The organism is Nonomuraea monospora, from assembly GCF_039531895.1.
Lineage (GTDB): Bacteria > Actinomycetota > Actinomycetes > Streptosporangiales > Streptosporangiaceae > Nonomuraea > Nonomuraea monospora.
The window spans coordinates 22,022-34,545 of the sequence record NZ_BAAAQX010000056.1; the positions used below are offsets into that span (position 1 = coordinate 22,022).

At 71.3% G+C, this 12,524-nt stretch carries 12 protein-coding genes; 3 read left to right on the forward strand and 9 right to left on the reverse strand.

The genetic code is table 11. From position 1 onward, the window contains the following. Window positions 1-165 precede the first annotated feature (165 nt). Window positions 166-1,884: a serine/threonine-protein kinase gene (locus tag ABD331_RS56090; protein WP_344494961.1), complete on the forward strand. Its 1,719-nt coding sequence runs from the start codon at window positions 166-168 to the stop codon at window positions 1,882-1,884. A gap of 10 nt (window positions 1,885-1,894) precedes the next feature. Here ABD331_RS56090 and ABD331_RS56095 read toward each other — a convergent pair whose 3' ends face one another. The 6 genes from ABD331_RS56095 to ABD331_RS56120 all read right to left on the reverse strand — a co-directional run bounded on the left by ABD331_RS56095 (window position 1,895) and on the right by ABD331_RS56120 (window position 7,660). Beyond that, window positions 1,895-3,541 carry an acetolactate synthase gene (locus ABD331_RS56095; protein WP_344494963.1) on the reverse strand — a complete coding sequence of 549 codons (1,647 nt, stop codon included), beginning with the start codon at window positions 3,539-3,541 and terminating at the stop codon, window positions 1,895-1,897. A gap of 40 nt (window positions 3,542-3,581) precedes the next feature. After that, window positions 3,582-4,358 (reverse strand): DUF4097 family beta strand repeat-containing protein, encoded by a 777-nt coding sequence (locus ABD331_RS56100; protein ID WP_344494965.1) that lies wholly within the window; start codon window positions 4,356-4,358, stop codon window positions 3,582-3,584. Beyond that, a complete protein-coding gene (locus ABD331_RS56105) occupies window positions 4,355-5,011 on the reverse strand; it encodes a response regulator transcription factor (RefSeq protein WP_344494967.1) in 657 nt (218 codons plus the stop codon). Before ABD331_RS56105 ends, ABD331_RS56100 begins: the two co-directional genes overlap by 4 nt. Then, on the reverse strand, window positions 5,002-6,162 hold the full coding sequence (locus ABD331_RS56110; RefSeq protein ID WP_344494969.1) for a sensor histidine kinase: 1,161 nt from the start codon (window positions 6,160-6,162) through the stop codon (window positions 5,002-5,004). The genes ABD331_RS56105 and ABD331_RS56110 overlap by 10 nt, the downstream gene beginning before the upstream one ends. 65 nt (window positions 6,163-6,227) lie before the next feature. After that, a complete protein-coding gene (gene bioD, locus ABD331_RS56115; protein WP_344494971.1) occupies window positions 6,228-6,944 on the reverse strand; it encodes a dethiobiotin synthase in 717 nt (238 codons plus the stop codon). Then, a complete protein-coding gene (locus ABD331_RS56120) occupies window positions 6,941-7,660 on the reverse strand; it encodes a GntR family transcriptional regulator (RefSeq protein ID WP_148442136.1) in 720 nt (239 codons plus the stop codon). Before ABD331_RS56120 ends, bioD begins: the two co-directional genes overlap by 4 nt. Before the next feature lie 462 nt (window positions 7,661-8,122). Here ABD331_RS56120 and ABD331_RS56125 point away from each other — a divergent pair, with 462 nt between their 5' ends. Then, complete coding sequence (locus ABD331_RS56125) at window positions 8,123-9,592, forward strand: histidine kinase N-terminal domain-containing protein (RefSeq protein WP_344494973.1); 1,470 nt, start codon at window positions 8,123-8,125, stop codon at window positions 9,590-9,592. A gap of 73 nt (window positions 9,593-9,665) precedes the next feature. Here ABD331_RS56125 and ABD331_RS56130 read toward each other — a convergent pair whose 3' ends face one another. After that, complete coding sequence (locus ABD331_RS56130) at window positions 9,666-9,920, reverse strand: WhiB family transcriptional regulator (protein WP_344494975.1); 255 nt, start codon at window positions 9,918-9,920, stop codon at window positions 9,666-9,668. A gap of 272 nt (window positions 9,921-10,192) precedes the next feature. Beyond that, window positions 10,193-11,158, reverse strand: a complete 966-nt coding sequence (locus ABD331_RS56135) for a diacylglycerol/lipid kinase family protein (protein ID WP_344494977.1) — start codon at window positions 11,156-11,158, stop codon at window positions 10,193-10,195. Between the two features lie 88 nt (window positions 11,159-11,246). Here ABD331_RS56135 and ABD331_RS56140 point away from each other — a divergent pair, with 88 nt between their 5' ends. After that, on the forward strand, window positions 11,247-11,654 hold the full coding sequence (locus ABD331_RS56140; RefSeq protein ID WP_344494979.1) for a hypothetical protein: 408 nt from the start codon (window positions 11,247-11,249) through the stop codon (window positions 11,652-11,654). Window positions 11,655-11,729: 75 nt separating this feature from the next. Here the strand turns inward: ABD331_RS56140 and ABD331_RS56145 are convergent, their stop codons facing one another. Then, window positions 11,730-12,509, reverse strand: a complete 780-nt coding sequence (locus tag ABD331_RS56145; protein ID WP_171074665.1) for an RNA polymerase sigma factor SigF — start codon at window positions 12,507-12,509, stop codon at window positions 11,730-11,732. Window positions 12,510-12,524 lie beyond the last annotated feature (15 nt).

A 12,524-nucleotide genomic window follows, 5' to 3' on the forward strand; every position in this document is an offset into this window, starting at 1 on the left:
TGTACGGCTTGAGGCATTTGAGTGGCATGTGGGTCAGGTGAGTCGTACACTCTCTGAGTTCCGTGACCACTGTGTTACCTCACCGCGACAAAACTTCGCTTTGTTGGAGGTCCGCGGGGTGGGCGAGGTAAGAGGGTTACGGAAGTAGGGGGTAGCGGGGGAATCATGGTGGCCCAAGGGACGACACTGGCGGGGCGGTATCGGCTGGATACCCGCATCGGTGCCGGTGGCATGGGCGAGGTGTGGCGAGGCGAGGACGTCGTGCTCGCGCGCACCGTCGCCGTCAAGGTGCTGCTCCCAGGCCGTATGGAGGACCCCGGGTTCGTCGCACGCTTCCAGGGGGAAGCGCGGGCGATGGCCACGATCAACCACTCCGGCGTGGTGGACGTCTACGACTACGGCGTCAGCGGCGACACCGTCTACCTGGTGATGAAGTTCGTCGACGGCGAGCCGCTCGACCGCCTGCTCGCCAGGCTGGGGCGCATCCCGCCGCAAGCGGCCATGGAGCTCATCGCGCAGGCCGCCTCGGCCCTCCAGGCCGTGCACGACCAGGGCATCGTGCACCGCGACGTCAAGCCGGGCAACCTGCTCGTGCAGCGCGACGGCACGCTCGTCCTCACCGACTTCGGCATCGCCCGCTCCGACATCGCCAGCCGGCTCACCGACGCCGGCATGGTGCTCGGCACCGCCGCCTACTGCGCCCCCGAGCAGGCCGAGGGCGCCCCCGTGACGCCCGCCGTGGACATCTACGCGCTCGGCGTGGTCGCCTACGAGTGCCTGGTCGGCCAGCGGCCGTTCGACGGCGACAGCGCCGTCACGATCGCGCTCAAGCACATCCGCGAGGCTCCGCCGCCGCTGCCGCAGGACATCCCCCAGCCGGTGCGCACGCTGGTCGAGATCGCCCTGTCCAAGGACCCCGCCAGGCGCTACCCCAGCGCACGCGCGATGAGCGAGGCCGCCAGGGCCATCGCCAGCGGCCAGACGCCCGCCGTCCCCGAGCTGGCCACCGGCTCCACCATGGCGCAGGCGCCGCAGCAGCAGGCATCGCAGCAGTATCAGCAGGCCCCGCAACAACAGCAGTACCCGCAGACGGGCCAGCAGTACGCCCAGACCGGCCAGCAGTACCAGCAGACGGGTCAGTTCCAGCAGACCGGCCAGCACGGTCAGCACGGTCAGCAAGATGCGAACCCGTACCAGACGGGCGCCAGGATGGCGCACGAGGACACGGCGGTCTCCGACCGGCGCGGCGGCAGCCGCCGCGCGGCCAAGGCTCCGCGCAGGACCGGGCTGATCGCGGGCATCGCGGCGGCGGTCGTGCTCGGCGCGGGCGCCACCGCGGTCGCGCTGACGGGCATGCCACTCGGCTCACCGGAGCCGACGACCAGCATCACCAACGCCGCCGACCCGGCGACCACCAAGCCGCCCAAGCCCACCGGCAGAACCACGAAGCCCGAGCCTGACCCGACGACGGAGGAGCCGACCAGGCCCCCCACCACCAGGCAGCAGAGGCCCACCGAGACCGCGGAGGAGACCGAGGAGCCGACGCAGACGCCGTCGAACACGCCCTCCACCACCCCGCCGACCTCGAAGTCGCCCACCCCCACCGTGTCCACCAACAAGGTGCTGATGCCGAACGTGATCGGCAAGCGCTACCCGGACGCGGTGAGCATGGTGGAGGCGGCCGGCCTGCTGTCCAACCCGGAGGACCAGACCACCACCACCGACGGCATGCGCTGCGGCAGGGTCAAGGCGACCACGCCGGGCGCGGGCAAGCCGGTGACCAAGGGCACCACCGTCACGCTGGTCGTCGTCGACAGCGTCTGCCCCGAGGACGCCTCGCCCACGCCCACCCCGACGCCGACCCCCACGGCGAAGAAGTCGTAGGGGCCGCCGCTCACACCCCCGTCGTGTTGCGGGGGTAGGCGATCTGCGGGTCGGTGGCGATGTTGACCAGGTACGGCACGCCCGAGTCGAACGCCCTGCGCAGCGCGGGCCCGATCTCCGACGGCTTGGTCACCAGCTCGCCGCCGCCGCCGAGCGCGGTCACGACCTGGTCGTAGCGGCACTGCGGCTGCAGCTCCGCCGCCACGTCGTAGCCGTACAGCATCTGCATGGGGTGCTTCTCCAGGCCCCACATGCCGTTGTTGCCGCAGACCATCACGACCGGCAGGTTGTGGCGGACGAGGGTGTCCACGTCCATCAGTGAGAAGCCCGCGGCGCCGTCGCCGAGCAGCAGCACCACCTGCGAGGACGGCCTGGCCAGGCGGGCGGCGATGGAGTAGCCCAGGCCGGTGCCCAGGCAGCCGTACGGGCCCGGGTCGAGCCAGTTGCCCGGCTGCTTCGGCTCGACGTACTTGCCGGCGTAGGAGACGAAGTCGCCGCCGTCGCCGATCACCACGGCGTCGTCGTCGAGGACCCTGTTCAGCTCGCCGTAGACGCGCATGGGGTGGATCGGGTCGGACTCGGAGGACAGCAGCTCGGCGTCGCCCGCGATGGCCGCCGCGGCGGCCTCCGACAGCTTCGACACCCACGAGGCGTACGCGTCGGGCTTGACCCCGGCGTCGCCGCAGGCCGTTCCGAGGCTCCAGAACACCACGGACAGGTCGCCCGCGGCGGACGCGGCGGGCTGCATGTGGGTGGCGAGCTGTGAGGGCGCGTCGGCGATGTGCACGACCCTGGCCAGCGGCGCGCCGTCCTTGCCGCCGAACCAGCCGTAGCCGAGGCGGAAGTCGAGCGGCGTGCCCACCACGATCACCAGGTCGGCCTGGGCGAAGGCGAGGCCGCGGGCCCGGGTGACGAGCAGCTCGTGGCCGGCGGGCAGGATGCCGCGGCCCTGGCCGTTGGGGATGACCGGCAGCCGCCACGTCTCGGCGAAGTCGCGGGCGGCCTCCTCGGCGCGGTCCATCCACACGTCGGAGCCGTACACCAGGACCGGCCGCTCGGCCTCCGACAGCAGCCGCGCGATGCTGGCCAGGTCGTCGGCGTCGGGCTCCAGCGGCGACGGCGACTGTGTGCTCACCTCGTGGATCGGCGAGGGGGAGAACAGGTGGTCCATGTAGAAGTCGAGGAACACCGGGCCGCGGTGGGGCGCGACCGCCGTGCGGAAGGCGACCTCGACGTCCTGGCCGACGGAGTCGGCGCCGGACGCGGTGAACGCGAGCTTGGTGACCGGGTCGAGCAGCGGCGGGTGGTCCATCTCCTGGAGGGCGCCGCTGCCCCAGCGGGACTGCGGGGCCCGGCCGCCCAGGACGACCACGGGGGAGCCGTTGAAGTGGGCGGTCGCGACGCCGCTGACGCCGTTGGTGATGCCGGGGCCGGCGGTCAGCACGGCCAGGCCCGGTTTCCTGGTCAGCCTGGCGGTCGCCTCGGCGGCGAAGACGGCGCTCTGCTCGTGGCGGACGTCGAGGATGCGCATGCCCTCGTGCACCGCGCCGTCGTAGAGCGGGAAGACGTGCCCTCCCGACAGGGTGAACATGGTCTCGACACCGTAGGCCTTGGACACGGCGACGGCGGCGTCACCGGCGTGCTTCGCAGACTCCATGCCGGGAACTTACCAACCAGTCACAGAGGTAAACAGTCCTTCATCGGCAACACACGGTGACGACGCCGTCGGGAGCCTTTGCGGTGATCTTTCTTGACGCGTTTCCCGCCCTCCTGACGCCGATGGTGGTGTTGACGCCGTCGGCGGTGACGTCGTACAGGCTCGGCGGCACCGACAGGTTGACGTCGCCCGAGGTGCGCACGACCGCCTTGACGTCGGACGGCGCGCTCTGGAAGTCCAGCCGCACGTCGCCCGAGCCGACCTCCACGTCGGCCCTGTCGCTGCGCAGGCGGTCGCCGTCCACCTGGCCCGTGCCGGTCCGCACCCACAGGTCGCCGGACAGGGCGCTGACGCGGACGTTGCCGGACACGGTGGTCAGGCGCAGGTCGCCGAACAGCTCGCCCGCCGACAGCTCGCCGCCGGAGGTGCGCGCTTCGAGCACGGTCTCGGGCGGCACGGTCACGATGTAGTCGGCCTTGCAGAGCGGGCCCCTGGGCTGGTCGGAGCCGGGGCACAGCGCGTCGAGCCGCAGCGTGGCCGAGGCGGAGTCCCAGTCCTCGGTGATCGCGGGCCGGTCGCGCGACCAGCGCAGCGCCCGCTGGATGAGCAGCTCACCGGCCTGGCCCGGCACGACGGTCAGGCTCACCTGGCCCTTGCCCGCCTGGATGCGCACCTGGTCGCCGTCGAAGGGGATGGACCTCATGGTGACGTCCGTGGGGGTCCTGGCCCTGGCGAAGCCGTACCAGAGGCCCACCGTGGAGATGGCCAGCGCGATCACGGTGGCCACGGCGCCGGCGGTCAGCCAGAGGGCCCTCATGGAGAGCTCCGGATCTTGAGGAACTGCAGGACGGCGAGCACTCGCCGGTGGTCGCCCTCTGCGGGCGGCAGGTCGAGCTTGCTGAAGATGTTGCCGATGTGCTTGCCCACGGCGCCCTCGCTGAGCACCAGGGACTGCCCGATGCCCGCGTTGGAGCGGCCCTCGGCCATCAGCCTGAGCACCTCGTGCTCGCGCGGCGTGAGCCGTTCCAGGGGGTCGCTGTTGCCGCGCAGCAGGAGCTGGGCGACGACCTCCGGGTCGAGGGCGGTGCCGCCGGAGGCGACCCTGCGCAGCGCGTCGATGAACTCGGTCACGTCCGCCACCCGGTCCTTGAGCAGGTAGCCGACGCCGCCGGCCGAGGCGGAGGCGAGGAGCTGGGCGGCGTAGCGCTCCTCCACGTACTGCGAGAGCACCAGCACGGCCAGGCCCGGCTGCTGGCGGCGCAGCACGAGCGCGGCCCGCAGGCCCTCGTCGGTGTGCGTGGGCGGCATTCTGACGTCGGTGACGACCAGCTCCGGCTTGTGCTCCTCGGCGGCCCGCAGCAGGCCCTCCGCCTCGTCCACGGCCGCGACCACCTCCATGCCCGCGGCGGCCAGGAGCCGGATCAGGCCCTCCCTCAGCAGCACGGAATCCTCTGCGAGCACTACTCGCACGGCAGCTCCACCTCGATCGTCGTCGGTCCGCCCAGCGGGCTGGACAGCCGTAGCGTCCCGTCCACGGAGTCGATGCGCTGGGCCAGGCCGCGCAGCCCTGTTCCGCCGTCCATCCTGGCACCGCCGCACCCGTCGTCGTGGACGAGCACGTGCAGGCGGTCGCGCTCGCGCCGCACGCTCACCTCGGCCCTGGTGGCCGCCGCGTGCTTGGCGATGTTGGTCAGCGCCTCCGACACGGTGAAGAACGCCACCGCCTCGATGGTCGGGGTGGTGCGCCGCTCGATGTCGACGCGCAGCTTGACGGGGAAGGGCGCGCGGGCCGCCACGCCCGACAGCGCCGCGTCCAGGCCCTGGTCGTTGAGCACGGCCGGATGCAGGCCGCGGACGAAGTCGCGCAGCTCCTTGAGCGCCTGCTTGGCCTCCTCGTGCGCCTGCTCGATGGCCTCGCGGGCCGGCTCGGGCAGGTCGGTCAGCGTGGCCCTGGCCAGGCCCAGGTTCATGGCCAGGGAGACGAGCCGCTGCTGGGCGCCGTCGTGCAGGTCGCGCTCGATCCTGCGGCGCTCGGCGTCGGCCGCGTCGATCACGCCGGCGCGGCTCTCCGTCAGCGTCTCGATGCGCTGGCCCAGCTCCGTACGGCTGGGCCCGAGCAGCGTACGGGCCACCGACAGGTCGAACGAGGCCATGCCACGGGCCAGCAGCGGCGCCAGCACCAGCAGCGCCACCCCGACCATCGTGAAGGTCGCCACGACCCGGTCGTCCCGCAGGTCGAACAGGAACTCCAGCGGCGGGTCCTGGACCCTCGGCGGCAGGAACGACATCAGGCCCACCAGCGCCCCGCCCCACGCGAGCGCCACCAGCACGGCGCTGGCCACCCCCACCACCGGCGACAGCAGGTGGTAGCCGATCTGCCGCCACGTCATCGCGTCGCGCCAGCCGGCGGGGGAGGGCACGGGCGGGATGCGCACGCCCTGGAAGGCGAGCAACCGCGAGCGCTGCACCCTGGTGAACCACGGCAGGGCCCGCCACAGCAGCGGCGGCACCACGGCCAGCAGCAGCGTGAGCCCGCCGAGCAGCACGGCGACCGGGAAGCCGATCATCACGTGGGCCGTGTCCAGCCAGGCCCGCGCCGACCAGGGACGGGGGACTTTCATGCCTCAACGGTATTGACCGGTGGCGAGGACGCGAAATGGGTCTGGTGTGCCGGTGCGTGGTGGGGCTAGCCCCACCCTTGCCTGAACGCGGCGGGGTCGAACGCGCCGCCCAGCGTGGCGCCCAGCCCCGCGCGCGCCGCCTCGGCGAACTCCCGGCGCCCGCGCAGGCCGCCCAGCCCCTCGGGCAGCGCTCCCGCCAGCGGCCTGGCCGCCAGCATCTCCAGATCCGGTACGCCGCAGCGCTCGGCGGGACCCGGCGCGGCCGGCCAGCGTCCGATGACGATCCCGGCCAGGTCGAGCCCGTGGTGGGCGAGCGACTCCAGGGTGAGCGCGGTGTGGTTGACGGTGTCGCGGCCGGGCCGCACCACGACGAGCACCTGGGCGCGCAGGGCGCGGGCGAGGTCGGCCAGGGTGCCGCCCTCCTCGTCGTAGCGGTCGAGCAGCCCGCCCGTGCCGTCCACGACGACGAGCCGGTTGCTCTCCGCCAGCTCCCGCACCAGCCCGGCGGCCGTGGACAGCGACACGGGCGGCGCTCCCGCCGCCCTGGCCGCCGCTGCGGGCGGCAGCGGGCCGGGGAAGCGGGCCAGCTCGAACGTGGTGGTGACGCCCGACAGCCGGATGACCTCGTCCACGTCGCCGGGCTCGCCGTCGGCCAGGCCGGTCTGCGCGGGCTTGACCACCGCCGCCGCGGACCCGCGGCCCAGCGCCAGCGCGCTCACCGCCGCCGTCACGACCGTCTTGCCCACGCCTGTGCCGGTGCCCGTGACGACGAGGACGCTCATGGGCGGCGCAGGCGGGTGACGAACTTGTACCGGTCGCCGCGGTAGAGCGACTGCGCCCACTCGACGGGGTTGCCGTCGGCGTCGAAGGCGTGCCGGGTGAGCAGGAGCATCGGCAGGCCGACGTCCACGCCGAGCGCCTTGGCGTCGTAGGGGGTCGCCAGGACGGTCTCGATGATCTCTTCCGCGTCGGTCAGCCGGACGTTGTAGGCGTTGTGCAGCGTCTCGTACAGGGACGCGTGCACCTCCAGCTCGCGCCGCAGGCGGGGGAAGCGGCGCGCGGACAGGTGGGTGGTGTCTATCGAGACCGGCTCGCCGTTGGCGAGCCTGAGGCGGTGGATGCGCAGCACGCGGCCGCCCGGGTTGATGGCCAGGCGCCGCGCGAGCGCCTCGTCCGCGGTGATGTAGCCGATCTCCAGTATCTTCGTGTCGGGCTCCAGGCCCGCCGTGCGCAGATCCCCGATGTACGAGGTGAGCTGCAGCACCTGGGCGACCTTGGGCTGCGCCACGAACGTGCCCTTGCCCTGGATGCGCAGCAGCCGTCCCTCGACGACCAGCTCGGTCAGCGCCTGCCTGACGGTGGTGCGGGAGGTCTCGAACCGTACGGCCAGCGTGCGTTCAGGAGGCAGGGCCGTGCCGGGGGGCAGCGTCTTGGTGAGCTCGAGCAGGGCCCGTTTGACGTCGTAGTACTTCGGAACGCGGGGGCTGTCGTCTGTCACGCTCTCACCTTCACTTCTGCCACGGCGGTGAGGGCGTGTCTGATCACCGCGAGATCATCGGAACTCACTTCGGCCCGAGCGGTCAACCACGGGCAGGAGCGGCCCGCGGGCTCCGGGCGCGTACGGGTGTGAGCACACGCGGATCCGGGCAGCTCAGGTTGATTGTGAAGGATATCCACAGCAGCGCGCGCGATCGTAACCGAGGCCTGTTCACGCGCCGTGTCGCGGTTGAGCCACCTGCCCGTGTGGATCACCTCCGGCTCGACGTGCACCGCCCCATCCTGGGATCCGGCTGTTTCGGCCATGTGACGGTTCTCACAATATGAGATTGACCCTCCACCGTATGGTGTTATGCCCCCGCTGGCGGGAACTCTGCCTGCTCGTCCCGTATCGGCTCAACCCTGCTCGCTCTCACCGGGAGTCGGTTTGGTTGTTGCGGGGGAAAGCACGCATGATGCACTCGTGCCGACTCTCAGCGACCTCGTAGCCCGCCACACAGCGCTCGACGAGGCGGACCTCGACTGGCTGCACTCGCTGGTCTCCGACTGGCAGCTGCTCGCCGACCTGTCGTTCGCCGACCTCATCCTGTGGGCGCCGCTGCTGGGGGAGAGCGGCTGGATCGCGATCGCCCAGATGCGCCCGACGACCGGCCCCACCGTCTACCACGACGACATCGTCGGCACCGTGGCCGCCAAGGGCGAGCGCAACCTCATCGACACGGCCTGGAATGAGCGCCGCATCTGCCGCGAGGGCGACCCCGACTGGTCGACCGGCGTGCCCGTGCGCGAGGAGACCATCCCCGTGCGCCGGGCGGTCGAGGGCGGCGAGGGCCGCTTCCTGGCGGTCATCCAGCGCTCCACGAACCTCTCCTCGGCGCGCACGCCGTCCCGACTGGAGCTGACCTACCTGCAGAGCGCCTCCGACCTGGCGCAGATGGTGGCGGAGGGGCGCTTCCCGTTCTCCGGCGAGGAGCCCATCCTGGTGCGCTCGCCGCGCGTCGGCGACGGCCTGCTGCGGCTCGACAGGGCCGGGCGCGTGACGTACGCCTCCCCGAACGCGCTGTCCGCCTACCGCCGGCTCGGCCTGCACGCCGACCTCGTCGGCGCCGAGCTGGGCCGGGTCACCGCGACGCTGTGCTACTCCGACGAGCCGATCAACGAAGACCTGATGATCGTGGCCAGCGGGCGCGCGGCGAAGGAGACCGAGGTCGAGTCGGGCGGCACGATCGTGCAGCTCAGGGCCATCCCGCTGATCGTCGGCGGCGGCCGCATCGGCGCGCTGGTGCTCATCAGGGACGTCACGGAGCTGCGGCGGCGCGAGCGCGAGCTGATGACGAAGGACGCCACGATCCGCGAGATCCACCACCGGGTCAAGAACAACCTGCAGACCGTGGCCGCGCTGCTGCGGCTCCAGGCCAGGCGGCTGCAGGTGCCCGAGGGGCGGGAGGCGCTGGAGGAGGCGGTGCGCAGGGTCGGGTCGATCGCGATCGTGCACGAGACGCTGTCGCACGCGCCGGAGGAGTTCGTCGACTTCGACGAGATCGCCGATCGGGTCATCGCGATGGCGGGCGAGGTGTCGTCGCCGGAGGTGGCGGTCACGCCGCGCCGCGCGGGGGCGTTCGGGGTGCTGCCCTCGCTCATCGCCACGCCGCTGGCCATGGCGCTGACCGAGCTGTTGCAGAACGCGCTGCAGCACGGGCGGCCCAAGCGGCTGCAGGTGGTGGTCGAGTCGGCGCACGAGCGGCTCAACGTGACCGTCTGGGACGACGGGCGTGGCCTGCCCAGCGGCTTCGACCTCGACAGCTCCACCAGTCTGGGGCTGCAGATCGTGCGTACGCTGGTCGAGGGGGAGTTGTCCGGGCGGCTCACCATCGAGCCGCGCCTGGAAGGCGGCACGGAGGTCGTGCTGTCGATCCCGCTCCCGCCCAGCTAGGTCTGGTCCTCAACGCCTGCTGAACGACGGCGCCGCTGCTGCGTCGCGGGCCGTCTCGTCGTGCGGGGGATCGTCAGGCGGTGGCGCGGGCGCGGGCCCGGGCGGAGCGGCGCTTGAGCGCGCGGCGCTCGTCCTCGCTCAGACCGCCCCAGACGCCGGCGTCCTGGCCGGACTCCAGCGCCCACTTCAGACAGGATTCGACGGCCGAGCAGGAACGACAGACCTGCTTGGCCTCCTCGATCTGCATGAGTGCCGGGCCGGTGTTGCCGATCGGGAAGAACAGCTCGGGGTCCACGTCACGGCAGGCAGCTCGGTGGCGCCAGTCCATGCGTCCACTCCTTAGTAGATGGAGCCTCTGGTCGGCTCCGTGCGGCTACTACTTTGTGAAGAGTTTCACTAACTCGCGCGAACAATTACCCGGATCCTGTGAGGACCGGGGTCGCCCGCTGATCATCGGAGGACCCTGGGGTGTTTAAAGGTCCTACGTTCCGACGTCATGAACGAGCCTGTCAGCCACGCAGAGTGCACGCAAGGGGGTTGGCGGGAAGTTTTGGCGGTTATGGATGTCGGATGCGTCACACAATGACCGAATGTAACCGGCTAGACCAGAACTTGTAACGCGTTCGGTGTAGACCGGAATGTTACGGTTTCGCGTTCTCCCAGGTAGTCGCCGTCCAGCTGAAAGGCCACGGGGCGGTCGGCGGTGAGCGTGATCTCGGCCTCGTCGTGCATCTGGACGAGGTGCCGGCCGGACGGAAGGATGTCACTCTCCGTGAGGATGTGACTGATCACCTTCGCCAGCGTCATCGGCCCCATGCGCCGCATCCCGAGGAGATCGAGGCCCGTCTCGAAGCTCGCCCACGGGGTGGGACGGACCGGCTTGCTGCCCACGTACGTCCACGGTGAGGTGTTGGAGACGATCGCCATGAACACCCCTCCGGCGGACGGGATGCCCGGGCCGGTCACGGTCATCGCGGGATGCCGCTTGTCCGTGGCCAGATAGTGTCTCAGAGCCGTGTTCACATACCGTGCAGGGGTAGCCTTACGCCCGGTGCCCCGAAGACCCTCCACGGCCCGTACAACCTCTGCGTCGTACCCCATCCCCGAGCAGAAGGTGAAGTAGCGGCTCTGCCCCTCCCAAAGGGCCTGGCCCAAACCCACCGTCCTGCGCCGGTCGTCCCTGAGCGCCTCCAGCACCTGGCCGGTGGACTCCACGGGGTCGTTGGGCAGGCCCAGCGCGCGGGCGAAGACGTTCGCGCTGCCGCCGGGGATGACGATCAGGCCGGGGCGGCCGGCGCTCGGGTCGTCGCCGTACGCCGGATCCTCGCCGTTGACCGGGTTCAGCAGGCCGTTGACGGTCTCGTTGATCGTTCCATCGCCGCCGAGCACCGCGACCACGTCGTAGCCCTTGGACCGCGCGGTGGCCGCCAGGGAGGCGGCGTGCCCGCGGTAGCGGGTCTCCTCGACGGACAGCTCGACCGCCGCGCCGAGTGCGCGGATGAGCACGTCCCGCGTACGGGCGTTCGTGGTCGTGGCCTTGGGGTTGACCAGCAGCATTGCGCGCATGACGCCAGCGTAGCCGGTGGCCTTGTCCGATTTATCGGCCGAACGTCCTATTTCCCGCCTCGTCCGGCCCGAGAGGTAAGGTACGGACGTGAACGGTCGCCCGCTTACTCTCCTGATCGCCGCCGGGGTCGTCGCCCTCGAAGGGCTGGTCGCGCTCGGACTCGGCGTCTACGTCGCGGTGGAGACCCTCACGGGGGCGCCCGACGACATCACCACCGCCCTCGCGGAAGCGGTCTTCGGCCTGCTCATCGGGGCCGGTCTGCTGTGGGTGGCGTATGGCGGGCTGTTCAGGACCGAGCGGTGGGGGCGCTCGCCGGCCGTGCTGACCCAGATCTTCCTCGTGCCCATCGGCGGCACGCTCATCACCTCGGGGCTGCCGCAGCTCGGGATCCCGCTGATCGTCGTGGCCCTGGCGGGGCTCGTGACGCTGCTGTCCCCGCCCACCACGCGGGCGCTCTACGGCGACGATCAGACGACGGACGCTCCGCGGCGTTGAAGCCGCCTCGGCCCTGGAGGGGTGGTTTCCGCACATCGGCCCGTGAGGGGCGGCGACGCGCGGAAGACCGGGGCCTCAGTCGTCGGCGGTCAGACCCTCGCGCAGCTGCGCCAGCGTGCGGGCGAGCAGACGCGAGACGTGCATCTGCGAGATGCCCAGCTCGGTGGCGATCTGCGACTGCGTCATGTTGCCGAAGAAGCGCAGCAGCAGGATGCGCTTCTCGCGCGGCGGCAGCCGTTCGAGCAGCGGCTTGAGCGACTCGCGGTACTCCACGCCCTCCAGCGACTCGTCCACGATGCCGAGCGAGTCGGACACCGCCGGGGCGTCGTCGTCGCCCGAGTCGGGCGCGTCCAGCGAGACGGTGGAGTACGCGTTCGCCGATTCGAGCCCTTCGAGCACCTCCTCCTCGGTCATCTTGAGGTAGGAGGCCAGCTCCGCCACGGTCGGGGCGCGCCCCTCCCGCTGGGACAGATCGCTTATCGCCTTGGTCAGCGACAGCTTCAGCTCCTGCAGCCTGCGCGGCACGCGGACCGCCCAGCCCTTGTCGCGGAAGTGCCGCTTGATCTCGCCCACGATCGTGGGCGTGGCGTAGGTGGAGAACTCCACCCCCCGGTTCAGGTCGAACCGGTCGATGGATTTGATCAACCCGATGGTGGCGACCTGGGTGAGGTCGTCGAGCCACTCGCCCCTGTTGCGGAAGCGGCGAGCCAGGTATTCGACCAGGGGAAGGTGAAGCTCGACCAGCTCATCCCTGATGCGCTGGCGGCGCGGCTCCTCGGGGCCCAGCTCGGCCAGCTCGGCGAAGAGCATGCGGGCGCGCACCCTGTCGGGCACGGCGTGTTCGCTGGTGGCCATGGCTCCAGTCCTTTC

Coding starts and splice junctions, on each gene's coding strand:
- ABD331_RS56090 (WP_344494961.1), top strand. CDS start 166: ATGGTGGCCCAAGGGACGACACTGGCGGGGCGGTATCGGCTGGATACC.
- ABD331_RS56095 (WP_344494963.1), bottom strand. CDS start 3,541: ATGGAGTCTGCGAAGCACGCCGGTGACGCCGCCGTCGCCGTGTCCAAG.
- ABD331_RS56100 (WP_344494965.1), bottom strand. CDS start 4,358: ATGAGGGCCCTCTGGCTGACCGCCGGCGCCGTGGCCACCGTGATCGCG.
- ABD331_RS56110 (WP_344494969.1), bottom strand. CDS start 6,162: ATGAAAGTCCCCCGTCCCTGGTCGGCGCGGGCCTGGCTGGACACGGCC.
- bioD (WP_344494971.1), bottom strand. CDS start 6,944: ATGAGCGTCCTCGTCGTCACGGGCACCGGCACAGGCGTGGGCAAGACG.
- ABD331_RS56130 (WP_344494975.1), bottom strand. CDS start 9,920: ATGGACTGGCGCCACCGAGCTGCCTGCCGTGACGTGGACCCCGAGCTG.
- ABD331_RS56135 (WP_344494977.1), bottom strand. CDS start 11,158: ATGCGCGCAATGCTGCTGGTCAACCCCAAGGCCACGACCACGAACGCC.
- ABD331_RS56145 (WP_171074665.1), bottom strand. CDS start 12,509: ATGGCCACCAGCGAACACGCCGTGCCCGACAGGGTGCGCGCCCGCATG.